The organism is Dyadobacter sediminis (assembly GCF_005860765.1).
GTDB lineage: Bacteria > Bacteroidota > Bacteroidia > Cytophagales > Spirosomataceae > Dyadobacter > Dyadobacter sediminis.
Map to the genome: position 1 here is coordinate 946,997 of NZ_VCEI01000011.1, position 24,200 is coordinate 971,196.

General features: G+C 44.1%; 19 protein-coding genes. 10 read left to right on the top strand and 9 right to left on the bottom strand.

Annotation, left to right across the window (positions count from 1 at the left end):
• Positions 1–61: 61 nt before the first annotated feature.
• The 4 genes from FEM55_RS04700 to FEM55_RS04715 form a co-directional block, all read right to left on the bottom strand.
• Positions 62–2,839 (bottom strand): CHAT domain-containing protein, encoded by a 2,778-nt coding sequence (locus FEM55_RS04700; RefSeq protein WP_171036464.1) that lies wholly within the window; start codon positions 2,837–2,839, stop codon positions 62–64.
• Between the two features lie 48 nt (positions 2,840–2,887).
• The gene (locus tag FEM55_RS04705; protein ID WP_138280130.1) at positions 2,888–4,300 is read right to left on the bottom strand and encodes a S8 family serine peptidase; all 1,413 of its coding nucleotides are present in this window, start codon (positions 4,298–4,300) and stop codon (positions 2,888–2,890) included.
• A 112-nt stretch (positions 4,301–4,412) separates the two neighbouring features.
• Entirely contained in the window at positions 4,413–5,192 is a 780-nt protein-coding gene (locus tag FEM55_RS04710; RefSeq protein ID WP_138280131.1) for a tetratricopeptide repeat protein, read from the bottom strand.
• A 5-nt stretch (positions 5,193–5,197) separates the two neighbouring features.
• Positions 5,198–5,767 carry an RNA polymerase sigma factor gene (locus FEM55_RS04715; RefSeq protein ID WP_138280132.1) on the bottom strand — a complete coding sequence of 190 codons (570 nt, stop codon included), beginning with the start codon at positions 5,765–5,767 and terminating at the stop codon, positions 5,198–5,200.
• Between the two features lie 393 nt (positions 5,768–6,160).
• On the opposite strand from FEM55_RS04715, the gene FEM55_RS24870 reads away from it, so the two are divergent.
• From FEM55_RS24870 to FEM55_RS04745, 10 genes are all read left to right on the top strand, one after another.
• Positions 6,161–6,304 (top strand): hypothetical protein, encoded by a 144-nt coding sequence (locus FEM55_RS24870; RefSeq protein WP_171036465.1) that lies wholly within the window; start codon positions 6,161–6,163, stop codon positions 6,302–6,304.
• 44 nt (positions 6,305–6,348) lie between these two features.
• Positions 6,349–6,483: a hypothetical protein gene (locus FEM55_RS25290; RefSeq protein ID WP_262710579.1), complete on the top strand. Its 135-nt coding sequence runs from the start codon at positions 6,349–6,351 to the stop codon at positions 6,481–6,483.
• A gap of 269 nt (positions 6,484–6,752) precedes the next feature.
• Positions 6,753–7,184 carry a hypothetical protein gene (locus tag FEM55_RS04720; RefSeq protein WP_138280133.1) on the top strand — a complete coding sequence of 144 codons (432 nt, stop codon included), beginning with the start codon at positions 6,753–6,755 and terminating at the stop codon, positions 7,182–7,184.
• 194 nt (positions 7,185–7,378) lie between these two features.
• Positions 7,379–7,606 carry a hypothetical protein gene (locus FEM55_RS04725; protein ID WP_138280134.1) on the top strand — a complete coding sequence of 76 codons (228 nt, stop codon included), beginning with the start codon at positions 7,379–7,381 and terminating at the stop codon, positions 7,604–7,606.
• A gap of 130 nt (positions 7,607–7,736) precedes the next feature.
• A complete protein-coding gene (locus tag FEM55_RS04730; protein WP_138280135.1) occupies positions 7,737–7,919 on the top strand; it encodes a hypothetical protein in 183 nt (60 codons plus the stop codon).
• Between the two features lie 41 nt (positions 7,920–7,960).
• Complete coding sequence (locus FEM55_RS24875; protein WP_171036466.1) at positions 7,961–8,104, top strand: hypothetical protein; 144 nt, start codon at positions 7,961–7,963, stop codon at positions 8,102–8,104.
• Positions 8,105–8,482: 378 nt separating this feature from the next.
• Positions 8,483–8,656: a hypothetical protein gene (locus FEM55_RS24880; RefSeq protein ID WP_171036467.1), complete on the top strand. Its 174-nt coding sequence runs from the start codon at positions 8,483–8,485 to the stop codon at positions 8,654–8,656.
• 116 nt (positions 8,657–8,772) lie between these two features.
• Entirely contained in the window at positions 8,773–9,960 is a 1,188-nt protein-coding gene (locus FEM55_RS04735) for an HlyD family secretion protein (RefSeq protein WP_138280136.1), read from the top strand.
• A gap of 55 nt (positions 9,961–10,015) precedes the next feature.
• Entirely contained in the window at positions 10,016–12,262 is a 2,247-nt protein-coding gene (locus FEM55_RS04740) for a peptidase domain-containing ABC transporter (protein ID WP_138280137.1), read from the top strand.
• Between the two features lie 13 nt (positions 12,263–12,275).
• Positions 12,276–13,706: a TolC family protein gene (locus FEM55_RS04745; RefSeq protein ID WP_171036468.1), complete on the top strand. Its 1,431-nt coding sequence runs from the start codon at positions 12,276–12,278 to the stop codon at positions 13,704–13,706.
• A 33-nt stretch (positions 13,707–13,739) separates the two neighbouring features.
• Here FEM55_RS04745 and FEM55_RS04750 read toward each other — a convergent pair whose 3' ends face one another.
• From FEM55_RS04750 to FEM55_RS04770, 5 genes are read right to left on the bottom strand one after another with little or no spacing between them, the layout of a single operon-like run.
• Positions 13,740–15,071, bottom strand: a complete 1,332-nt coding sequence (locus FEM55_RS04750; protein ID WP_138280139.1) for an ATP-binding protein — start codon at positions 15,069–15,071, stop codon at positions 13,740–13,742.
• Between the two features lie 4 nt (positions 15,072–15,075).
• Positions 15,076–19,269 (bottom strand): eCIS core domain-containing protein, encoded by a 4,194-nt coding sequence (locus FEM55_RS04755; protein ID WP_138280140.1) that lies wholly within the window; start codon positions 19,267–19,269, stop codon positions 15,076–15,078.
• Between the two features lie 18 nt (positions 19,270–19,287).
• A complete protein-coding gene (locus FEM55_RS04760) occupies positions 19,288–21,132 on the bottom strand; it encodes a contractile injection system tape measure protein (protein ID WP_138280141.1) in 1,845 nt (614 codons plus the stop codon).
• Complete coding sequence (locus FEM55_RS04765; protein WP_138280142.1) at positions 21,129–23,531, bottom strand: hypothetical protein; 2,403 nt, start codon at positions 23,529–23,531, stop codon at positions 21,129–21,131. The genes FEM55_RS04760 and FEM55_RS04765 overlap by 4 nt, the downstream gene beginning before the upstream one ends.
• Positions 23,532–23,538: 7 nt before the next feature.
• A complete protein-coding gene (locus FEM55_RS04770) occupies positions 23,539–24,189 on the bottom strand; it encodes a hypothetical protein (protein ID WP_138280143.1) in 651 nt (216 codons plus the stop codon).
• Between the last annotated feature and the right edge of the window lie 11 nt (positions 24,190–24,200).

Below are 24,200 nucleotides of genomic sequence, written 5' to 3' on the forward strand. Positions count from 1 at the left end.
GTTTACAAAAAAGCCTGTTTGCAAACAGGCTTTTTTGTTTTGAAAGTTGTCAATTAACTATTCAAGGTTGGCCAGTTACTTTTTCGAAAGTCTTGCCTTCCGGATTTTTAAATTTTTTGTAATACCCGATACCAACAATCAGAATCGTTACGGTAACCGCCAGAATAAGCCACCACAAGTTTGTATTTGTTGTAAATTGAATTGGTTCCGGATTACCGATCAAAACCAGATTGGCCCAGTAATACGGCAAAAACTTTTCCATGCTGTTTTCTGAAATAAAGTCGAGTTTGGCCTTTTGCAAAGCTTTGTCTTTGGACAAACCTTGTGACAAATATTTGTGAAAATAAACAGACACAGCGTAAATAGCCTGCTCATCCGCTTTCCATAATGTGGCCGCTATAGATGGAATTCCGGCCGCTGTAAAACCTCTTGCCAGACTGTAAATTCCTTCACCCGCTGCGCTTTTTCCAGCGTTTGTTTCACAGGCGCTCAGTATCACCAGCCGGGTGGCTATTTGATGATTCCATAATGGGAGTTCAGTAAGACGAATAACGGAATCCTGCATGAATAATAAAGGTTCATTTCCATTTTTGTCTGCCTTCGCATGCGAAAAAACATGAACGATACTATAATCTTCAATATGGCTGATAAAATTATTTTTCGTTGCTTCTTTATTGGTAAATAACCTGGCTCCTTGGTAAAAACCGGCCGCTTTTTCCAAGGAAAAAACCGCATTATTCAAATCTGCAACTTTAAGATACTGCTGATAACGGGACGGTGCAAACCCGGCGAAATTCCCGTTTGCCGCTTTATTGCCCCATGGTTTTAATAAATAGCCTGCGGAGTAAACGTAATCGAAAATGTATTTTCTTAAAAGAAATTCTTTGCCATGATTATCGCTGGTAAATGCTTCAAAAGGAACCAGAAAATGATCGGCACAAATAATGACTTTTCCAGCCGGCAATTTCAGAGGTTTGAACAATGATTTATATAATTCGCTGGATAGTAAGGCGAATTCATTATAATGATTCAACAAGGTCTGCTTCTCTGAACACATTTGCATAAAATCATTAATTTTGGAAGGATTAAACTGTTCTTTTTTCAGTTTGAACAATTCAGCATTCCGGGCAGTAACTTTCAGCATATAAGTAACCGAATCATTCATGAAATAATGAACGAAACTGGCTTTTTCCTTTATAAGATAATGCTGAAGCTTGTCTAAAGCAGGCACTTCAGATGAATATTTATAGTGATAATACGAGGGATATTTCTGTTCCAGTTTTTTGATATAGTGATCAAAATCCGTTTTGGCAGCCAGCATTTCAGCCTGAATTTTTTCTTTTTCCGTTTTGCCGGATGTGGAAGAAATCCATTTCTGCTGCGCATTGATAACAGCCATCCGGTATTTATTTTCATTTACCGACTCCTGCACGGGCAATTTGGCAGAAGCGCCCAGCTCATTTAATTTATCATTCAGTAAAACCGCACGGCTTTTTTCCATAAAGAAAAAGGCAAGACGAACGTCATTGGAAAGATAACAGGCCTCAATCGCATGCTCATACATTGTATTTGTTTTCTCTCTCCAGTACAGTTTGGACTTTTCGCCATATTGTTTCCAACGCATCAAATCCACGGTTTTATCTGCCAGCCGGAATGTTTTCAATGCCGTTTTTAGCAGCGTTGTATCCTTTTTGATTTTGTAAAGATCCAAAAGCGCTTCTGCCTTGTTCGACAGTAAAGTGGATACAAAATAATCATTGGAAACAAGCATCAGCATTTTTAAATCCGGATTGCTTGTTATGGAAGTATTTGTAAAATGAACCGGTAATGCATTGAGGGCTTTTTGATAAAAATGCAGCGCCTGATCAAAATTCTTCTGACGCCAGTACAGATAACCTATATTGATAAACAATCCGGATTTCTGATAATCATCCTTTGATTTATCAGCCATTTGCAATCCTTGTTCATATGCATTCAACGCTTTCGCAGTATCGTGCAAATGGCTGTCGTATAAATAGCCCAGGTTAAGCATATCTCTTGAACATTGTGCCCAGTTTCCCGTTGTCTCATTCAGCTGGTTTGATTGAAGATAATATTGAACTGCAGTATGATATTTCCGGTTCTTTTTCAATAATTGCGCGTAAACGGCGTAGGCAGTGGCCAGGCGGTTTGAATTTAGGGGATTGCCGTAAAAAATGGAAATTGCATCCTTGATATTTTGCTCCGCTTTTTCAAGATCATTCAGCTCGATTTGCGCCTGTGCTTTCTGACATAACAATGCGCCTTCTGCCAACGTATCCTTTACTATTCCTGCAAATAAAATCCCTTCATCCGCCGTTTCAATTCCTTTTTCATAATCCCCGGTTTGAAAAAAAAGATATGCTTTTTGTTCATAGGCCATAAAAACCAGAAAGTATTTGGAAGGAAATTTTTTACCTGTAGCTACACATTCGTCCAGCGAACGGTGGGTATATTCGTAACGGTAAATCCGGCTGTAAAAAGTACCAAGATTAAAATAGCTGTTGGCCAGAAATGAAGCATCTGCTTTCCTGCTTTTTCGGTTGACAGCGATGGCTTCCCGGGTAAAAGATATAGCTTTTTCGATTTCTCCTGTTTTGCTGTAAATACCTCCTGCCCGATGCACAATCCGGGCATAAATACTGTCTTTAAATGGACGGCATTTTAAATAGGATTGCTGTAATTTCAGAAGTTGTTCCAGATTTTCCGAATCCGGAACTGACGTATTTTCTTCAATCTTTTTAAGCGATTGCCGGAATTCAAAATCCGTAGGACATTGCGCTTTAACCTGCTGTTTGGATAAACACAAGTGTAAAAGCATAAGGAGCATTATAAACAGCTTATACATATCCTTATAGATATTATTATGCTAGGATGTCTTTCTGGTGCAGGTACCCTTTTTGATGTGCTTGAATTCAAGTTCGGGAACATCAAACATGACAGCCGGCGACGATTCGGAATCATCTACAAGGGTAAGGGTATGCAGCAATTGCGTCTTGTCCATATTTTCCAGACGAAGCAGTTTTTTTTGCCCGAAAGCTCCGATTACACCGGTTGCAATTGCCGTCGCAAACGAAGATCCGCTGATCATATCCTTGCACGATTTGCCGTAAAACGGAACATAAAATTTCATACCCTCGTCTGCAAAAACCCCGAGATCAACGTGCCTGCTTGAAAAGTTCTGGGTCGAACTTATACTTTTTCCATCCGTTGTAGTTACAGTCAAAACACTGTTGGGGTAAATGCTGAGATCTGCAGGATAAAAGTGATGAATTGCCAGGTTCCGAAGCTGTTCATCGGTTATGTTCAATCCATATTCTGCAAGGTAAATTTCTTTTGCGATCAGTTCTTCATCGGCAAATTTGTTTCCAGCAGCTGTAACAAACAATATCCCGCTTTCTTTGAGTGTCTTGTTGATCAGATGATCAAAATAGGCAAATTGATTACGGTAATAATAGTAAAATCCCCAGCTTGCATTGATCATGTTGGCGCCCTTGGCCATTGCAAAATGGATCGCGCAAATGATTCCGAAAAAATCCCCTTGGCCGTTTGCATTATGCGTTTTCAAAGGCATAATTTCAACTGCATTGTTTTGGGAGTTAAGAAATTCATTAATGATAAACATACTGACCGCTGTGCCATGGCGATAAGGATTGTCATCCCTGAAATCCGGATTTCCTGTGTTGCCTGAACTCATTTCAGAAAAATTCCACCCGGATTCCACTTCTTTATAACAGCTGGAATCATTTAATTGGCTTTTCCATAAATATTGCGGATCAATCAATTGATCATCGAAGCCTGTGTCCAGTACGGCAACTACGATTTTTTCCTTGCCGTTATCAATGTCTTTCGGTTTTTGAAATAATGAGTAATTACTAAAAACGTTGAAATCTTCTTTCTCAAAAGGGGAACTATTAAAATAATTATGCGAATATTCACCAACAACCGGAGGACTTGGAACAGAACCGGCAACAACTCCTTCCGCATTGATTACAGTATGAAACAATTCACCAATAAACAAAACAACCAAGCACCCGCAATCATCACATTTGATCACTTCAACTTCATTGGAATCGCTTCTTCTCCGGCCATTGATTTCCTTGGCTGTTACGAGCAGGAAATTTTTAACATTTGCAATATCTTCCGTTGTCGGCAGTTCTTTAAAAAAAACACAAATTTGATTTTGCTTGTATGTTTTAAGAAACAGGGAAGCATATCGATCCTTATTTTTTTTGGATCTTCTGATCCAGAGTGGCAAATCGCCGGATGGTTTCTTTTCCATTTCAGTCACGGTTTAGTAATCCTGTATGTACTTCAACAGTTCATTTGCAAACCACTGTCCAGAGTTGTTTTATTTTCTTGTTTTCAGTCCGGTTTTTGTTCGTCGTGTTCAACTAAAAGTTTTTTAACCATTCTTTGCTTTCCCTGCTTCCTTCTGTATTTTCAATTGCCAGTTTTTGCATAATTTGCTTCGCTGATTGCCGGTCGCCGCTTTTATCGCGCATTAAAAGGGTTATGGCTTTGAAAAACAGTCCCGGATTTCCATACAGATTTTGCATTTGCGCCAATTCTTCAAATGCTTCTAACGCATGCGTATAATCACCTTTGGCGAGATAAGTCAAACCTGCATATTTTTTTGCCTCACTACTTTCAGGATGCCGGTTATAAATACTTTCAAAATAGATTAATGCCTTGTTATAGTCTTTCCTGTTATAAGCTGCAATTCCGGATTGGAGACTGTCATCTGCATTTCCCATTGTCTGGCTCAATTGCAAAAAATTCTCATTGTAGTAACTGGTTGCCAGCACTTTGACATCATTTTTGGAAGGGAACAAAACAGAGTAGGAAATGAAAATAACCGCAATTGCTGCTGCTATCCATGAAAATATCCGAGCTAACTTACCCGGATCAAACCGGATGATCCGGGCATCCGGTTGCTCCATTTCTGGTTTGAAATAACGCTCGTTTAACGTATGTAAGGAAGTTAATAATGCATGGTCGTTTATAAGGTGCTTTTCCTTTTCCCGCATGGCTACTTCAATCGTGCGGTAAATTTCAAATGTTGAATATAAATCCGAATCAGAAGACAATTCAGCTTCGAAGTACGATCTTTCTTCGCTGCTCATTTTTCCATTCAGGTACAAGTCAAACTGCTCAAATCGGCGGGTTTCCATATTTTTTATTTTAGAGAATTAAAGCGCGAAGAAGTTTTTACCAGATGAATGAGCTGAGCCATGCATTCCGACTTCTTTTTCCTGGCATAACCGTAAGTCAATCCCGTTATCTGCGCTACTTCTTCCATCGGTTTGCCTGCCCAGCTCAGACGCAGCAGTTGCCTGCAAACCGTACCAAGTTCTTCGAGCTTTTCCGTAATCAGGTTTAATCTTTCCTCATGAAACGTGAAATCCTCAGCCAGTTTGAAACTATCTTCGCTGATTGGAAATCCGTCTTCTTCCCAAGTTGTTACCTGATTAAACTTCTTTTTATCCAGCTCGTTCAACCATTTCTTTTTACAGATCAGATACAGAAATGCATCCAGCGGACAGGTTAATACAAAATCATGCAAACGGGCTTTATGAAAAATCGAAATCAGTGCATCCTGAAAAATATCGGCTGCTTCCGCCTCCGTTCCGTTATTTTTCAGCACCATCCATTTTATTTTACCGGAGAACTTTCTGTACAATTCATCCAGCAATATTCTGTCGTTATTCAACAGCGCATCTATGTATTTCTGGTCGGGATGATGCATTGGATCAAATTTAAAATACAACCTTAAATAACCTGAATGGCTGCTGTTCTTAACTGCAGTTATGCTTTTTACAAGCTAAAAAAATTCACTTGCAGTTACATGATATTCTACTATGTAAAGATAAACGGTATACCGATTTTCTGCTTGTTTTAAGACATTATCTACTTGTTTACAGGGCTGTTTTTATTTAACGGTTTTTATTATTTAGTTAACTGAAGTATAATAATCATCTGCATACTCTTATGGATAGCCAGTTGCTTTAAAAGCGCAACAAAACTTACTGAAAGTTAATTATTTTATCAGATACGAGGTAACAACTGGAAAGTCGCCCGGATATATACCCGAACAAAGAAATTAAACTGATTTAGTATTTAAACTTTAAATTCTATCAACATGGAAAATTTTGATCAGCTTGGCCTGGATTTGCTAAATGCAAACGAATTACAGGAAACAGAAGGTGGATTTATTTTTGTCTTCGTAGCAGGATTTGCAGCGGGTGTTGCAGCAGGCGTAGCTATTGCAACAGCATTGAAATAATGAATCGATATAGTTATTCTATTTACTTAAACGATTAAGAACAAATGAAAATCTCGGACTATCCATTCCTTAAAGATTTAAATGCACGGGAAATCAACCAAATCAATGGTGGATTTTCACCTCTGTGGCTTCCACTGATTGCTTATAAAATAGCTCAAATGCTTTCCGAAAAAGGGTAAATGTAAATCATGTTTAAAATTAAGTTCATGAAAATAAACCATTAAACAATTAACAAAATGGAAAATTCGGAGAATCTTGCTGCACAAGAATTAAATGCTACGGAGTTAAAGGAAATACAAGGTGGAATATGGTGGCTTATACCATTGTTAATTGCGCCGATCATTATTAAAAACTGTTAAGTGTTTTACATGTTTTAATATTCATACCGGCTGCAAACTGGGTGTATTTCAATCACTGAAACAATGTGAATCAATAAAATTACTTCGTTATGGAAAAGCCAAAAGAATCCTTGCAATGCCCCAGTTATATTGCCAAGCCCGGCGCTGATCTGTTCGGAATTGTAGGCAAGGACGGAAAGGTTGAATACCTCGAGGAACCGATCAGAATTGATAAGACTTTTGTTGAGTCTGCCAGGGAATACGAGGATAATACCGGAAAATCCGCCGAAGAACGATTCCGGTTTTCAGGAAAATGTATTGAGGGAGGATGCCATCAATGGAGCCACGAACATGCATCCTGCAGCCTTGTCAGTAAAGTAATTGAAGCCATGAACCAAAAGGCTGAAAGAGAAGAATTGCTTGTTCCTTGTGCAATCCGCAGAAAATGCCGCTGGTTTTCACAACAAGGTGCACTTGCATGTGCAAACTGTGACGAGATCGTCCGGAATGCAGAAAAGGAAAGACAATCGATTGCTGCCTGACCTAAAAAGCCCTGCGGCATTCTTAATTTCCGCGCAACAAATTAACCAATTTTATTAAACGTATAAGCTATACAGTTTTACGTTCTCAGCCTGTAATTAAATCAGAGACAAATTTTGGCATCGGTTAAAGTTCCGTTGCCCGGGAAAACTTTATTCTTAATTTTTTATTCACAATTAAATTTAACAACTGTCCAATGAAAACAAACCAAGAAGGGATCGTAGCGGGTCTGAAGGCATCGGCTGCGTCAAATGAGGATTTTATGCGTAAACTGGCGCAAATGGAAACCGGCGAGATTTCTCCCGAATCGCAGGAAAAGATTGATGGCGGAATATATGCGACCAGTTCCGTATATCGTGTTCCGTTTATCTGGGGTATAATCATCAATATCGAGAAGACGCTCAACTTGAATACGCAGTATTAACAATCAAAAACTTTCTGCTTTATGCAGCAAAGTAGGATGCATCCGGTTTTGTAAAACAGCCATGAAATCAGCATGCAGAGAAAGTAATCCTTCCAATTTTTTTCTTATTCACAATCTAATCATTACAGTTATGTATTCTTACAATTCACAAACTTCAACGAAATCGCTTGAAGATCTTTTTACTAATTACGAAGGCGGAGAACTTGTATCATTGACTACCGATGAACTGTCGGAAGTGGATGGCGGCTTGCTGGCATTTCTTGTGGGAGTGGCAATTGGCGTAACGGTTGCCCATTACATTGCTACGCACTAATTTTTTTATTTATCATTTTTAAATCTTTAACATTAAAAACAATGAACGCTAATCTGACATTTGAAAATGACGGGCTTGTATCTTTAAGCCAATCCGAATTAACCGAAACTGAAGGCGGATTACTTCAGGTACTCGTAGCAGGTTTTATTGTCGGCGTACTTGCTTATGCCGCAGTAACCAAGTAAACAGGTTATGCTCTGCTTTCCGAAAAAAGCAGAGCATAAATATCATTAAAAAATTGTAATGAAGGCTAATTATAACACCCTATTAATGCCACATCAAACCAACTAGTTTAATCATATAAATGGCCTTTTCTAACTTTAACTATAACACATTTCGCAACAAACAGATTGCTCCTCAGAAGCGTATGTACCGTGGAGCGGTTTCCTGTTTATAGCATTCTTAAATTAAAAATACAATTATTAAACCCGGGACGGGTTGCCTGTTATTATTTCAAATTAGTAACTACTCTTATTTAATAGCATGGTAACAAAACATCTTTTATAAGGATATAAAACAAAGCAAAAAAATAAATCAATAAGCATTTATTAAAGTTGAACAACATGAAAAATCAGGAACCATTTGAATGCTGCCAAACGGAACTGAACCCGGCTGAACAGCATGACATTCATGGCGGTGTGAAAACCGGAGGCTGCATCGGATCGTCAAAGCCTATTGAGGAATTTCCGTTTATTCCGTTCGGTCCGCCCTGTTATCCTCCCGTAATCTGGAAATGAATCCAGTACCCGGCCGATTGCATCACAACCAAGGGCTATTTGCCCGTACTTCCCTCCTCTTTCCATTTCCTATCCTGCCATTTTCCGGATCTTTTTACACTCTAAAATCCAATGTTATGCAAACGCAGCTTTACCCCGCTGAAATCATGGAACATACAACGGAAGCTTATCTTCCGCAGGTCTCGGTGCAGGGACAAATCATTTATGTTTCGGTTGTACTTGCAGTTTTAACAGGACTATTGTCACTCCCGTTTATTCGTATAGACGTCTCCGTTCGGAGTTCAGGTATAATTCGTTCCAAAGCTGAACGCAACGAATTGCGGTCGCTGACCGGCGGAACAATTGCGAAAGTACTGGCGCACGAAAATCAGACTGTGAAAGCCGGACAACCGGTTTTTCAACTGCAAACGGCCATTCCGGACAGCAAACTCCGATTACTGCATGCACAACAGACTGAAAAGCAACTATATATCCGTGATCTCACCTTGCTTGTTTCGTCACACGGTACCAATCGCCCAATTGCAGGATTGAAGTCTTCACTTTATCGCCAGCAATACGAACAATACATTTTTCAGCAGGCAGAACTGGCGCAAACCGAGCGGAAAAGAAAACGTGAACTGGAGATTAACCAAAATCTGTTTGCCGAAAAGGTAATTGCCCGGCAGGAGCTTGAAGACAAGGAATTTGCATTCAACACGGCGCAGGCGCAATACCGCTCATTCATTGAACGACAAGTCAGTGACTGGGAAAATGCACTTTCTCAATACAGGATGGCGCTGGACGAATTGCGGTCGCAAGAACAGCAACTTGTCAAGGAAAAAGAGCTGCTGACGATCACCGCGCCTGTTGCCGGTACCATGGGCCAGCTGGCCGGAAAGTATACAGGAAGTTATGTGCAGCCCGGAGAAATACTGGGCGTGATTTCGCCTGACTCCAACCTGATCGTGGAATGTTATATATCTCCGAAAGACATCGGACTGTTACGGAACGGCATGAAATCCCGCATGCAGGTGGATGCTTATGATTACAATCAGTGGGGAATGGCGGAAGGGACTATCATCAGTATTTCCAATGACGTTACGGTATCAGATCAGCAGACTTTTTTCAAGGTTAAATGCCGGCTCAACAAAGATCATCTTACGCTCAGGCAAGGTGTAAGAGGGTATTTAAAAAAAGGAATGACACTGCGGGCACATTTTATTATCACCGAGCGGAGTTTGTACGATCTGCTTTATGACAAGGCCGATGACTGGCTTAATCCGAAAAATACGCCTTCGGTTCCGCATGCAGTTGCCGCCATGTAAAGTGCTCTTCAACCGTTCCGATCAGCTTACCGTTTTATCCTAATCTTTATTTGCCATGTTTAATCAAAAAAAAATCTGCGTACGCCAACACGACATAACGGATTGCGGCGCGGCTTGTCTGGCATCCATTTGTGCATTTTACAAACTCATTATGCCCATTGCACGCATCCGTCAGTACGCATCGACGGACAAAAAAGGCACCAATGTGCTTGGCATGATTGAAGCGGCGCACAAGCTTGGGTTTCAGGCAAAAGGCGTACGCGGCCATTTCGAAAATCTCGCCGGAATCCCGAAACCCGCCATTGCGCATGTGATTGTAAAAGAAGTGCTGCATCATTTTGTCGTGATTTACGAGGTGTCCGGAATGCTTGTTACCGTTATGGACCCCGGAACCGGAAAACTGGAAAAATACACGCATGACGCATTCAGAAAAATGTGGACGGGCGTACTGATCCTGCTGCTTCCCGGCGAACAATTTGAAACCGGAAATAACAAAAGGTCCGTCACAAGCCGTTTCTGGAACCTGATCAAACCCCACCGCTCTGTGATGACACAGGCCCTTTTCGGTGCCGTGATGTACACCGTACTCGGATTGTCCACTTCCATTTACGTACAGAAAATCGTGGACAACGTACTTGTGGAAGGCAACCGCAACTTACTTAACCTGCTGAGTACGGGCATGATCCTGATTCTTGGACTGCAGTTGTTTATAGGGTCGATGAAAAGTGTGTTTGCCCTTAAAACCGGCCAGCAGATTGATGCGCGGCTTATCCTGGGTTATTACAAGCACCTTTTAAAACTGCCGCAGCAATTTTTTGATACCATGCGCGTCGGTGAAATCATTTCACGCGTAAATGATGCGGTCAAGATCCGGGCGTTCATCAATGACACGGCGCTTTCGCTGGTTGTAAACTTGTTTATCGTTGTGTTTTCATTCGGCATGATGTTCACTTACGACTGGAAACTGGCGCTGATCATGCTGGCTGTGATCCCGTTTTATGCGGCTGTTTTTTTCATCATCAACCGGATCAACCGGAAAGGCCAGCGCAAGCTGATGGAAAATTCCGCTGACCTGGAATCGCAGCTTGTGGAATCGCTTAATGCCATGGGTACGATCAAACGGTTCGGGCTGGAATCGTATGCCAATGTGAAAACGGAAGTCGGGTTCATGAAGCTGCTGAAAAGTATTTTCACCTCTGCCTCGGTTTCCATCTGGGCAGGAAATGCTTCTGAACTGATTTCGCGCTTGTTTACCATCATTTTACTTTGGGTCGGTGCCGGTTTTGTACTGGACAATGCCATAACGCCGGGCGAATTACTCTCGTTTTATGCATTGATCGGCTATTTTACAGGCCCGGCCAGCAGCCTCATCAGTTCCAACACGGTTATTCAGGATGCGCTGATTGCGGCCGACAGGCTCTTTGAAATCATGGACCTGGAACGTGAATCAGCTGAAAACAAGATCGAACTGAAGCCTGAAATGGTCGGTGACATTACGTTCCGCCATCTTTCCTTTCGTTACGGATCAAGGGTGCAGGTTTTTCAGGATCTTGACCTGACCATACCAAACGGGAAAGTAACGGCAGTTGTAGGCGAAAGCGGTTCCGGCAAATCCACGCTCCTGTCGCTTTTACAGAATATGTATCCGCTACAGAGCGGGTCCATTCACATCGGCGATTACGACATCAAACACATCAGCAACGAAAGTCTCCGGCGCATCGTCAGCGTGGTTCCGCAGCAGGTCGATTTGTTCAATGGCCATGTCATTGACAATATCGCTGTGGGTGAATTCCAGCCGGATATGCAGCGTGTTCTAAAAACCTGCCAGCTGCTTGGCATCAGTGACTTTATTGAAAAGCTTCCCAACGGATTCCATACGCATCTGGGCGAAAACGGCGCCAGCTTGTCCGGCGGACAAAGGCAGCGGCTTGCGATTGCGAGGGCTTTATACCGCGATCCGCAGATTATCATCCTGGATGAAGCCACTTCTTCGCTGGATTCCTTATCGGAAAAGGCCGTGCAGAATACGATTGAAAAATTGCGGGAATCCGGCAAAACGATCATCATCATTGCGCACCGTCTGAGCACCATAATGGGTGCGGATAAAATCATGGTGATTGAAGACGGCAAGCTGATCGAAGAAGGCAGCCATGCCAGGCTTCTGGCCAACCAACATGCCTATTACCGTTTATGGGCTTCCCAGTATATGATCGGTTCCGGAACAGATCTGCTCGATCATGCCAGTCTGGTGAATGTCTGCGCAAATGGTACAACGGTCGCAATGGACACCAATATTTCCTAAAATCCTGCAAGCCATGTATTTTTTCACAAAAAAATTATTTCAGATTTCACTTTGTACGGCACTGGCCGTTCCGGCACATGCACAGGACACACTGTCGCTTATCGAATGCATTGACTTGGCACTTGTCCGGAATCTTGAAATCAAGGAAGCCGATCTGGGCCTGCAGTCTACGATCAATACACATCAGCAGACCAAACGGGAACTATTGCCCAGTGTGGAAGGCGTATTTAATCCCGGCTATTCGCTGGGCCGCAGCGTTGATCCTTATACCAATCTGATCACCAATAACCAGATTGGGACAAACAGCTTGTGGATCAAGGCAGACTGGATCATTTTCAACGGGTACCAGCGAAAGAATGCGCAGGAACAAGCTGCCATGAATCTGTCGGCCAGCCAGCTTGATGTCCAGTCGTCCAGAAATTCTATTGTACTGCATGTATTACAGGCTTATATGCAAGTGCTGATGTCGAAGGAACTGCTCAATATGGCCCTGGCACAATCCGAATCCACGCAGCAGCAAATAGACCGCACAAACAAGCAGATCCGGTTACAGGTTGTACCCGAGTCCGCCTTGTACAGTCTTCTGGCGCAGCTTGCCAATGACAAAATCCAGATCACCAATGCCGGAAATGACTTGCGGATCGCCCGTATGAACCTGAACCAGCAGCTGAACAGATCTGCAACGGAAAGTGAGTTCGAGCTGACTCCCGTTGAAAACAGCGATACAATACTTGTACATGAAAACTGGAAGGATATTTATCTTGCCTCCTCAAATTTGCTTCCTGAAATAAAAGCAAGTGAAATACGGGTAAAATCAGCCGAAAAAAGCCTGGAAATTGCAAGAGGGCTGAAACATCCGGTTTTCTCGTTGAGCAGCTCGTTCGGAACGGCGTTTTCGTCTATTGCCCGGAAAACAGTGATCAGCGAAAACTATACGGAAACACCCATTAACGCCTTTGTAAATGTAGACGGGAAAAAATATCAGGCGACATCGTTCGGTCCGTCTGTGGAGCAGAAGACAATCGGCTACTTTAATCAGCTGGGGCTTAACAGGGCTTTTTCAATTAATCTTTCGATCCGGATTCCTGTATTTAACGCGACCCGTTCGTCTTTCAAAATGCAGGAGGCACGTATCCAGAAAATGATTGCAGCAAATCAGCAGTCGCAGGTCCGTCAGGCCCTGATGCAACAGATTGAACAGGCTTTTATAACGTTTGAAAATGCTGTGGAACGCTACAAAACACTTTATGAACAAGTCGTTGTTCTGGAAAAAGCCTTGCATGTAGCCGAAATAAGGCTGGCCAACGGCGTGAGCAGCCCGCTGGAATATACCATGGCAAAAAGCAGCCTCGACCGTGCAAAAGCCAACCTGATCCAGACAAAATACGAATGCACAGTCCGGAAAAAGGTTTTGCAATTCTACGAGACCGGTTACGCTGAATAATTTTATTTGTTTTTCAGATCATTGAAAAACCGCTTACAACATCTTGCCTTCTTTGGCCAGCTCCTTCCTGATGCTTTCCGTAATCAAAGCATGGCTTATACTCGTTTGCTCCGCAGCCAGTGCTTTCAGACAAACCTGCTGAACAATATTGATGATATTGGAGCCTGTAAGTTCGTACTGCGCCGCAATATTTTTTAATGTAACCGATTTGTCCAGCGTAAGCTGCGATGGAAGCGTATTCTGCCAGATTTTCAGACGTTCGTCGCTATGCGGTTTCGGAAAATAAATGACTGACTGGAACCGTCGGATAAACGCTTCGTCCATATTGTCGCGGAAATTGGATGCCAGAATGACAAGGCCCGGATACGTTTCCACCCTTTGCAGCAAGTACGAAACTTCCTGATTTGCATATTTGTCATGCGCATCGCGAACGCCCGTACGCTTACCGAAAAGTGCATCGGCCTCGTCAAAAAACAGGATCCATTCGTGACTTTCGGCCGTTGTGAACAGATTGGAAAGGTTTTTTTCCGTTTCTCCGATGAATTTGGAAACAACCGTGGAAAGATCGATTTTGTACACATCCCTTTCGGTATATTTTCCCAGCAACGTTGCCGCCAGCGTTTTACCCGTTCCGGGCGATCCGTAGAACAACACCCGGTAACCCGGCTTGATCATGTGCTTCATATTCCAGTCTTTCAGCAGCGTGTTGCCGTGCAAAACCCAGTTCTGCAGGTCGCCGAGCTGCTGCATCGTATGCTCGTTCAGCACAAGATCTTTCCATTCCCTTTCGGTCTCAATCAATCTGGCCGGAAAATGAATCCCGAACCGGGGCCTTGAAATTTTCCCGGTTGTCAGACTGTCGGTATATTCCGGCGACATGATGATTTTTCCGCTCATGGCCGGTTCTCCTGCCGGCGCATCTTCCAGCCATAAAATGCGTTTTCGCGCAAAGAAATGATCTTCTCCAAACAGTTGCTGCACTTCAAGACGCTTTTCAAGTTGGTCTCCGGCCAGTACAAACAAAACCGTTTCAGCCGTTGGTATAAACCCTCTGAACTGCTTTCCGCGAACGCCGCCGATGAGGTAAAAATCCGTCGGCTGATCAAAAAATGCATGAATTACATTGTCAAAGAAATCCGGTTTGAGGTGCGGTACAAGTGCGATCAACAGACAAATGATCTCGTCAAAAGACAATTTCTCATGCTCAAAAAATAAAGCAAGCGGTTCTTCAAATCCTGAAAAATCCGGAAATGGAATTTTTTCAATGCTTTTAAAATCAGTCTTTTGTTCGAAGTGTATCCCAAGCCGCGTAAGGATCACCGGCCTTAAATAATCATCCAGTAAAGTGGAAAGGTAACGGGTCATACTTTTATAAATACCGGTCTTTCAGATCTTCCGCATTTTCAACATTTTTGTCATCAATGTCAACATGAATTCCGTCCTGACCTATACTGCTGTCTTTCACCCATTTGCCATCTTTCAGTTTCAGCTTGGAAGCTGTAAAAAACAAAGCTTTGGGAATATACTTTTCACTTTCCACAATCAGCCTGACCAGCTTCAGTCGGGCCAATTCTCCGGCAGTTGCAGGATCATTTGCCTGGCCTGAAAGACCCTTTATTTCTTTATCGATCAGTCCGAGCAATTTGGTGTTTGTTGCACGTCCATACTCAGCCCATACTGTGTAAGTATATACTTGACCCTGTGCCACGCCGGCTTTTATTTTTTTCTCGATTTGTCTGTGGTGTTCCGAATTGGCTCCCTGCGTTATAGGAGCCAGATTGTAATTTGCTCCCGGCCCGCCCAGATTATCATTCAGTAAATGTCCCTGTACATAAAAAGATCTGTTTTCCATATTCCTGCGCATAACTAGTATCTTCCAGAAATCGGATGCCGAGCCGGTTGCAGGCGGCTTGGATCCTTTATTCGGGCCTGGCTTGACGGAAAGGATTTCGATGTTCATGGCTGTGCCGAATTCACCGGCATACGGTTCCTTCCACTCTGCTGCAGTAGATTCAGGAACCGGTGTTTTGGGTATTTTCTTGCTTTTTTTCTGAATATAATCATAATCCCAGGTTTCACCTCCGTCAGCAACAGAAGATATTTCAATGACCGAAGCATGATCCTGATTAACTTTATCTTTGATCGTTTTTGCCTCGTCTTCTGTAATCCCTCCTTCATCTTCCTCCTTTTCTCCTTCTTCCTCAATTTCCCTTAACGCACTTGTGATGCTGTCTGCTCCTTCTTTTTCTTCTTTCCCAAACAGCTTTTCAATCCAGCTTTTGATTTTTTCCATTACCTTCCGGACGCCGTTCTCCACTTTCTGGCGCAGTTCCTGAATTACTTCCTTCACTTTGTCCACCACGCCGTTGAGGCCAAAAAGGGAAGACATGATGGCCATCGCAACCGGGATCGCCGATGCAATGGCTGTTTCCAGCACAACGGCCGCTTGATCGATGATTCCTATAATAAGCGCCCCGATGTTGTCCAGAACGCGTTCGATCATTTCCAGGATTTCACGGGCTTTTTCCACGACTGCCTGAAAGACGACAAAAACGTCTATAACCGTCGTGATAACAGCCATAATACCTGTCGGATCAAGCTTTTGTGCAATCCAGGCAAGTGCTTTTACCACAATTGTTTCTTCCAGCCAGCCGATGATGCCGTCCAGAACCATATCCCAAATACTTCCGACCGCAGCTTCCAGTTTGTCCCAGACACTGCCGCCTTCCGGGCCTTGATTCATCAGTTTCTGGAACCATTCCCATGCGTCGGAAATAACGCCGATGTAATTTTCTATCTTTTGTTTCAGTCCTTCTTTACCGGTTACCTCTTCCAGCTGTTTCAGAAGCATATCGACTGTAATTCCGAGAATCTGGAAAGCCAGTTTCAGCATGGACATAAAACTGAAATCCTTGGGCATTTCGATACCCGTTCCTTCCAGTTTGCTCAGAAGCCACGCCTGAAGCCCGCCGAGCAGGTGTGTTCCCAACCGGTTAAAGAATTGTTCAAAACCCAGTTTCAATGCACTTATAAAATGTCCGAGAAAACCCAGCGGATCAGCCATGATAGCACTAAGCGACTGCGCAGCTTTGGCAATTACCCTCGTTACAAGCTGAGGCGGAATTCCGATGATATCCAGCATGGTGCTGTAAAATGTCCAGATTGCCTTTCCAAGATCCCCGTCAATAAAAACCTGTTTTAAAGCCACAATAGCCATATTCTCGATCCGTTCCCAGATATTTTCTGCCTGTTTGAGTTTCTGGAAAAAGGACAGCCTGCCGAGAATCTGCTCGATGAAAAACTTTTTGACCGGTTCTTTGATACAATCCGGAAGTATGGCCCAGACCGGTCCAAGCAGGAATTCCGGCAGTTTACCAAGCAGATCGCCGAGTGCCGAAAAAATCTTGTGAAGCGCATCATAAATCGGCGTCAGGAAGCCCGACAAATACGTCAGACCGCTTTGAAGTACGTCAAAAAGTGCGGTTACCTGCGTCTGGCACCAGTCCTTGAATTCGGCGGCTTTTGTTTCCAGCCACTCGATTGCACTTCCGGCCATGCCTAACAAAGGAATGTTCCTGACAGTGGAAAAGAAAGCCGTTACAGCGTTGTAAATGTCACCGACCTGTCCGTTTACCCAGGCCGAAGCTTCTGAAATCGAGCCCTTTAAATCTTGGATGGATGCCTGAACAGCCGGCAGAATCTGGTTTCTGAGGCTCGTCTGTGCCGCTTCGTTGCCGATGTTGGAAGCGTCACCGCCCATGGCCGCCGAAGTGGCCACCACCTTGGCCAGCCAGTCCTGTATCGTCTGACGCAGATTCAGGATGGCACCCAGCGGAATAAAGGAGGCAATTCTTGTAACCAGCTGTCTTGCAGGTTCTATAACCGGACGGACCAGTTCCTTGATTTCTTCCCAAACCGCCTCCACTTTGCGCTGCGCCCATTGAATAAGCCCTTCTTCCCCGGTTTCGTCCGCGTTCTGTCCGAGCATTCTTTGCAACCAGTCCCACGCAGCACTGACGGCATCTCGTATAGGTGAAAATCCTTTCCAAATGAACGCGGCAAGCTGTTTTATACCTTCCCAAATGGCTGCTGCCTTGTTTTTCAGCCATTCAATGGCGGGCAACGCAATCGAATTCCAGACTTCGGTAAAAAAGTCGATGGCCGGCTGAAAGAATTCGGTTATAGCGTCCCATGCTTCTCCCGCCATTTCGGTTACAATTCCTTTCAGTTCTTCCAGTGCTGCAAACAGCGGCTGACAATCGCCCTGCGCCAAGGCATTGATAATCACTTGCGCGCGGTTCAGCAACTCACCGAATTTCGGAAAAACCAAAGCAATAACGCCGGAATTGTTCTGCAGTCCGTCAAAAATGGTGTCGACAGCGCCAAGAAGCTTGTTTTTGAAAAATTCCGCAACGCCTGTATTTTGTATTTCCCTTAAAGTAGCCGTTAAACTGCTTCCGCCGATTTTTTCTACGACTTCCCAGAAAAGCGTTTCGCTGAATTCCAGCACTTCTCCGGCTGCGTCAACCAGTTGTCCGCCCGTTGCATTCCATGCATCGTTCAGTAAATCACGCTGTATATGCGGCATTCCGGAATGTCCCGAAGGATGAAACGGCGTTTGCGGCACGGCAAATCCTGAATTTGCCCCGGGTTTTATTTTCCGCTGAACACCGCCTTCCTGCTGTAACGTATGCGTCAGTTCATGCGCAAGTAAATGCTGGCCTTCTGTTGAATCCGGATTGTATTTTCCCTGATTGAAATAAATGTTTTGTCCATAGGTAAAAGCCTGCGCGTTGACGGATTCGCTCATTTCCGCCGCTTTGCTTCCGGTATGTATGCGCACACCCGACAAATCCGCGCCCATTGAAGTTTCCATTCCGGAACGGATCCGTGCCGGCAATACGCTTCCCGAACCTTTGCCCGCGTTCAGTTTTTCCTCCAATCCGTCCATCGGCGCTGCCGTGCTGTCCGAAGTTTTTTTCTGCCTTTTTTCATCTGCAGATTTTATACTTCGCTTGACCTCTTTTTCAGCATCTGCTTTCCTGGCTACTTTTTCTTCCGGGCTGCGGTCTTTCAGCTTGTGAATGGCGGGCTTTTCCTCTTTTGCGAGTTTTCGCTTAACACTTTCTTTTTCGTCTGCCTTTGCTTTTTCTGGCAGATCCGAAGTACGGTGAATGGCTGTAAACGGTGCTATCCCGGCTGCTTTCCGATGCAGATCTTGATCCTGTCCGCCTTTGGGTTTTTCCTTTCTGGAAACCTTTTCTTCTGTGGCGCAATCGGTACACTTCCGCTGAATTTCTTTTTTTCCGGCATGGACAGAAGTTTCCGCTTTTTCCTGCGCCATTTTCTGAACTACGCTGCTGGCAACAGCATCCGCCTCTTTTTCATACTTGTCGCCCGGCTCGCCGATTTTCAATCTGGTTTGCAGCATCGGGAAAAAACGTTCTTCTGATCGCGACTTTGAAGAAAAAAAGCTGTCTTTTCCGTTTTTGTCAAAAAAAGGTTTTCCGGCAGATCTGGAGCCGGATTCCGGGTTTTTAGCAGTTTTGGCAGCAGCTTGCATCACTTGGCAGTTAAAACGTTACATCCAGTCCACTTTCAGCATTTCATCCATCCACGGCAACTTGATGATCGAAATCGGATAAGGCAAATGATCGAGCAGCATGTCAAAACTTTTTTGCTCCACAATGATTTTCCACAGTCCGTTTTCACGGTTCAGTTTTCCTTCCCGTGCAAAAAAAGACGACCGCAAACCTTGCACCGACGTATTTTTCAGAATCGCCCAGTTGGCAATCAGATTTTCAAGCATCAGATTGACTTCTTTTTTTTCCTTCTTTTTCAGCCTTGGGTTTTTCGCAACAGGCATATGCAGCGGCATTCCGCAGAGGAGCTTGGCAATCAGCAACTTCGGCTCTTCCGACTGTGCTTTTCCCGTTGCCATATAAGCCAGCAAATGAACGGCCCGATGCTGCGAACGCTCATTTTTAAACCCGGAATTCTTTGTAAAACCCAGTATCCTGAACAAGGTCGAAAGATATGGCCAGGCCAGCAATACACCCGAATGACTTGCATAGTAAAAATCCGGTTTAGCCAAAAATTCACTTTCCTCAAACTGCCTAGTCGTAAACTTCCCCGCCTTTTCGCCATCGCTCCGTAATCTCTCATCCTGACCTCTTCCCCGTGTTTCAGGTTCGGTTCCATTCAAAAAACTACTCCAGTTACCTTTTTCCTCATCCAAAGATTGCAACGCCCCCTCCGTTTCCAAAGAAATACGCTCGCTCCTCTCTCTTCCACCCATCTCCTCCATTCCCTCCTCCATCTTACCTTCCTCCCTTCCTCCTACCTTCCCCTTAATCTCTTCCTCCTTCCTCCTTAATCCTTTCTTCCCTTCCTCCCGATTTTCACTTTCCGAAGTAAGTCCCAAACTCGTTTCAGCAGTTTTATTTCCCTTGTTCAAACGACTTTTCTCCCTTGATTTAAAGTTACTGCTTCTGCCAAACTCCTTGTTTTTCAGGTACTTTTTAATCAGTAATGTAACTGTATTCCGGCGGTGCTTGGAAAGTTGTACAGCACTATTCAGAAGTTCATGTGCCTGCTGCGGATCTTTCCGGAAAACGGTTGTGACAAAAAAATCAATGTATTCCAATGGCCAAACATCCGGTTTTGAAGATGCTTTCAGACTCATCCATTTTACTATTTCGTACCGGTCATTTTTGTTCCGGAGTTTACTTTCAATTACCTCATTCTGAATGTCCTTTGTAAGGATGGCAGTGAGTTCGTTATATAGTTTTGAAAGCAATTTGTATTCGGAAACAAAAAGCCCGCACAGAACCTGAGAATTAAAATCAGCCGTAAACTGGTTGTAAAGTCTTTTCCTTGCCGGCCTGTTCAACAATTGCTGCCGTAAGCCATGCAGTTTTTCAGGTCCGTTCCGGGAAATGACAACCGTCATTTGTTTTTGTAACAACTTAATCGTCTGCACACGGCTGTTCCACGGCAAAATCCCGTAATCCAGAAAATAACTGAAAGTATCCGTCCAGTGGCTGCTTTCGGCACCGTCCGCATGTGATGCGGCTTCGCTATTCCGGTTTTTTATGGCTCTGGAGAAATGCCGTTGCGTCTGCACCGTTTCAGGATAAGTTTCAATGATCGGGCGGCCTTGGAATATGCTGCTCAGCTTTCTTTCCAGCGCTTTCTCCAGCTCCGGCAGGAAGCTCTCTTTCGTTACGGAACCGATGTTTATTTCCAGCTTGTCGATTTCAAAATATTCTTCTTTCCCCGCATACTGATCAAAAAGCCTGTCCAGCATCGGCACAATGTTCATCTGGTTGAATTCGGACGCAGAACGGTTCCATGACAAGGCCTCTGCTTCATTCGTGAAGCTCAGTAATAGGCTTTGTTTCTGTATTTTGTGCGTCTGTTTCATTTATCCGGTAAATAAATCTGTAACAGATCTGCAAGCCAGTTTTCATACAAAGCTTCAAATTCAACAATTTCCTTATAATCAAGCCAGCAGATATAAGGCAAAATGTGCGCGGGAACTTCTTCGGCAATCATATTTTCAACAAATTTCTTTCTGTCGAACCATACCGGATACCATTTTGGTAAAATGACCGTAAGCTGGAAAGAATAAGGGTCCGCCGGCAAATTTTCCTGCATGAATGCCGCCAGATAATTGAAAAGCAGTGCGGCCGATTTGTTGAACCTGTTTTCGGCTTCGTTTGCACCCTTTTTCCCGATCAGCAAAATATGTTCGACCAGGTAAAATCCCGCCAGGTCATTTCCTTTTTCCCCGCTCAGTTTCCGGTGATTCAAGGCCGGATTGTCGATGCCCGTCAGCCGGTAAAGTCTTTTCTGAAAACCGGACAGCATATCCTGTTCCCAGATGGTCGTTCCATCAGCGGTCAGCGGCAGCCCGGTGCCCCGGTTGCGTGTGATCAGCGGAACGTCGTGCAGCAGCATCCGCAGTTTTTCAAGCCGCTCGGTTTCCTTGTACGCTTCCGGTCCGGACAGTCTCACGAATGAGCCCGTAGTTGCAAATCTTGCAAGCAGGTGGTTTACAACCTTTGTTTGTCTGCTGGTACTGTGTCCGAAATCCGCTTCCAGTTCTTTCAGTTTGTCCGCATCCAGCATACCCAGTTCGTCCAGCTCAGGAATGGCTTTTCTGGCTTTTTCAATTTCATTTTCCAGCATAGGATTCTGGTCTCTGACATTAAATAGCATGGACAAATCCGAAAGCTGCCCGAGATGACCGATCAGCAATCTTTCAAAAAAGAACAGATACGCTTTGAACTGCCGGATTTTTGCCTGTTGCGGATCGGGAATCTGCCCTGTACGCTTTCCTTCGCCAAGCTTGTAGTTTTCAGGAAAATCCTTTTGAATGGATACATATTCGGCAATTTCTTTCATCAGCAGCGTGACATTCCGGACAGAGGGATCGGGACTTGTTTCCGCTTTCTGCCAATCCGGTAAAACCGTTTCCATGGACGGCCTGAATGCCGGCTTTTCGCCAGACGGGTTCCAATCAATGGCTTTTTCACCGAAATGGATGATCCGTACCGACGATTTTTGTTTGCTGAACCGCGGCGCAAAATACGTAAAGGGATGTAATTCAAGATTTTCAAAAACGGCTTCTTCGCCAAGCGGAATCGTTGGAACGCCGTCAATGTACAAATTCATGTTTCTGATCTTTGCCGCTTCCACTTCTTTCACTTTTGTGATAATTTCTTCAATCAGATTGGATGCGTAAAGGATATTGTTTCTGGAAGCGGAATCATTTCGCTTGGATTCTTTTACAATCCGGAACAGAAATAAATCAAGCTGGTAAAATATGTCGCTGATCGCCGCATCCGGATCGTCCGTGCTGTTCTTAAGAATGACTTCAAGATCAATTTTGATTTCCTGACTGTTCACAATCCGGAACGATATGAAATCCTCGCAAAGATTCCGGAACGGAAGAATGAACCGGTGAATATCCAGCAGAATCTGCTGCTTGTTCTTTTCCCTCAACAGTAGGTTGTTCAGTTCCTGAATAAACTCCGTACTTTCCAGCTTGGCTATGATATGTGTTTGGTAATCATCAAAATAATGAAGTGTACCGAATGACAGTCCGGAGTAAATACTTCCGCGTGCCTTGACCTGCACCGGACTTTTCTCTGCTTCTGTCTGGCCGGCAAAAACGACTTCCAGCATCATCAGGATCTGGAAATTGTATTTTTCATACACAAAAAGATTATCTTCTTTCGAGCGGTCCCATTTGCAATCCAGCACCTTGTCTATACTGCTCCATTCCATTCTGCGGTTTTCTTCCGTAAAGAAGACAATGTCCATCCCGGTTTGGCCGTCGTCGAGAGAAAGCTGGATGCCGTCTGTGTTCAGCTCGCCCAGCTCGGGATGCGGCCGAAGCATCACGGCGATTTCATACGCGCCTCTGGCCGCATGGCCATTGTGGATGATTGCCGATTTTGTAAACCACGCGAGCAGCACTTCGGGGCTTTCCTCCACTTTCCTTTCGAAGTCATCGGCAGTGAGCGGAGCACTGGGGAAAAGTTCTGTTTTATGAAAGAAATACCGATCTGTAAATTCCGGCGAAATCGCCTTTCCCGACTCAAAAATTTCCTTCACTAGCTCGGTCCGGTAACCCAGATCGGTCAATGCATAGCAAAGTACTTCCAGCGTTGTAATGCCCGGATCGTGCAGGTTATGGTCCGTCCAGCGCTTGCCGGAAAGCGCACGGATCATCGACAATCCCTCTTCCCTTAATTTGTAAAAATTGAGGGACGGATTTTCAAACGGTTGTTTTGATATGCCGTTAACCGGGATCATAGGGATATCATCTTGAAGAAAACGTAAAACCCAAACCGCCAAAACCTGTCAAAAGCAGCTTGTTATATGCTTCGGACTGATAAAAACTGCTTGGAAAGGGAATGGGTACTTTCATATTGTAATCAAATAGGATGTCGACGGAAAGGCCATGCCAGTTTTCCTGTGGTTTCGGATCAAACTTTACTTCAATCGCCTGCTTTCCTGTTTTTATTTCCAGATTCTGCGAAATGATTTTTTCATATCCGTTAAAGATGTCCATCCGGATGCCGATTTCAAGATGGATCGTTTTTCTGGTGGGCGGCGATTCGCTTTCCACTACTTCCAGCGGTCCCATAGGCGGCAGCTGCAGATTCCATTCGATTTTTGAAAGCTGAAGATCTGCGCCGAGATTACAGGCGGGCAAGGAATAATTGTAAATTCTCGTAATCTGGCCGTTCAGATTCTTGAAAACAGGAACCAGCATGGTATCTCCGCCCTGCCTTCGGATGATCCTTGCCTCTTCGGAGTTTACAAGCACATGATAGCCGGACACGAAGGAAGTGTAGGCAACATCCTCGTTGTAAGAACAATCTATAAGCTGGTGAAACTGCTCTTCATTGGGCCTTTTACCACTTTTGAAATATTCCTTCAGGGCTGTTTTGGCTATTTTGGCAGACATATTGGCTTGGT

What these genes read in the sequence shown, in the direction of transcription:
- FEM55_RS04760 (WP_138280141.1), bottom strand. Translation starts at nt 21,132, where the DNA reads ATGAAACAGACGCACAAAATACAGAAACAAAGCCTATTACTGAGCTTC.
- FEM55_RS04725 (WP_138280134.1), top strand. Translation starts at nt 7,379, where the DNA reads ATGAAAACAAACCAAGAAGGGATCGTAGCGGGTCTGAAGGCATCGGCT.
- FEM55_RS04720 (WP_138280133.1), top strand. Translation starts at nt 6,753, where the DNA reads ATGGAAAAGCCAAAAGAATCCTTGCAATGCCCCAGTTATATTGCCAAG.
- FEM55_RS24870 (WP_171036465.1), top strand. Translation starts at nt 6,161, where the DNA reads ATGGAAAATTTTGATCAGCTTGGCCTGGATTTGCTAAATGCAAACGAA.
- FEM55_RS04745 (WP_171036468.1), top strand. Translation starts at nt 12,276, where the DNA reads ATGTATTTTTTCACAAAAAAATTATTTCAGATTTCACTTTGTACGGCA.
- FEM55_RS25290 (WP_262710579.1), top strand. Translation starts at nt 6,349, where the DNA reads ATGAAAATCTCGGACTATCCATTCCTTAAAGATTTAAATGCACGGGAA.
- FEM55_RS04740 (WP_138280137.1), top strand. Translation starts at nt 10,016, where the DNA reads ATGTTTAATCAAAAAAAAATCTGCGTACGCCAACACGACATAACGGAT.
- FEM55_RS04735 (WP_138280136.1), top strand. Translation starts at nt 8,773, where the DNA reads ATGCAAACGCAGCTTTACCCCGCTGAAATCATGGAACATACAACGGAA.
- FEM55_RS04750 (WP_138280139.1), bottom strand. Translation starts at nt 15,071, where the DNA reads ATGACCCGTTACCTTTCCACTTTACTGGATGATTATTTAAGGCCGGTG.
- FEM55_RS24880 (WP_171036467.1), top strand. Translation starts at nt 8,483, where the DNA reads ATGAAAAATCAGGAACCATTTGAATGCTGCCAAACGGAACTGAACCCG.
- FEM55_RS04715 (WP_138280132.1), bottom strand. Translation starts at nt 5,767, where the DNA reads ATGCATCATCCCGACCAGAAATACATAGATGCGCTGTTGAATAACGAC.
- FEM55_RS04710 (WP_138280131.1), bottom strand. Translation starts at nt 5,192, where the DNA reads ATGGAAACCCGCCGATTTGAGCAGTTTGACTTGTACCTGAATGGAAAA.
- FEM55_RS04705 (WP_138280130.1), bottom strand. Translation starts at nt 4,300, where the DNA reads ATGGAAAAGAAACCATCCGGCGATTTGCCACTCTGGATCAGAAGATCC.
- FEM55_RS04755 (WP_138280140.1), bottom strand. Translation starts at nt 19,269, where the DNA reads ATGCAAGCTGCTGCCAAAACTGCTAAAAACCCGGAATCCGGCTCCAGA.
- FEM55_RS04700 (WP_171036464.1), bottom strand. Translation starts at nt 2,839, where the DNA reads ATGCTTTTACACTTGTGTTTATCCAAACAGCAGGTTAAAGCGCAATGT.
- FEM55_RS04770 (WP_138280143.1), bottom strand. Translation starts at nt 24,189, where the DNA reads ATGTCTGCCAAAATAGCCAAAACAGCCCTGAAGGAATATTTCAAAAGT.
- FEM55_RS04765 (WP_138280142.1), bottom strand. Translation starts at nt 23,531, where the DNA reads ATGATCCCGGTTAACGGCATATCAAAACAACCGTTTGAAAATCCGTCC.
- FEM55_RS24875 (WP_171036466.1), top strand. Translation starts at nt 7,961, where the DNA reads ATGAACGCTAATCTGACATTTGAAAATGACGGGCTTGTATCTTTAAGC.
- FEM55_RS04730 (WP_138280135.1), top strand. Translation starts at nt 7,737, where the DNA reads ATGTATTCTTACAATTCACAAACTTCAACGAAATCGCTTGAAGATCTT.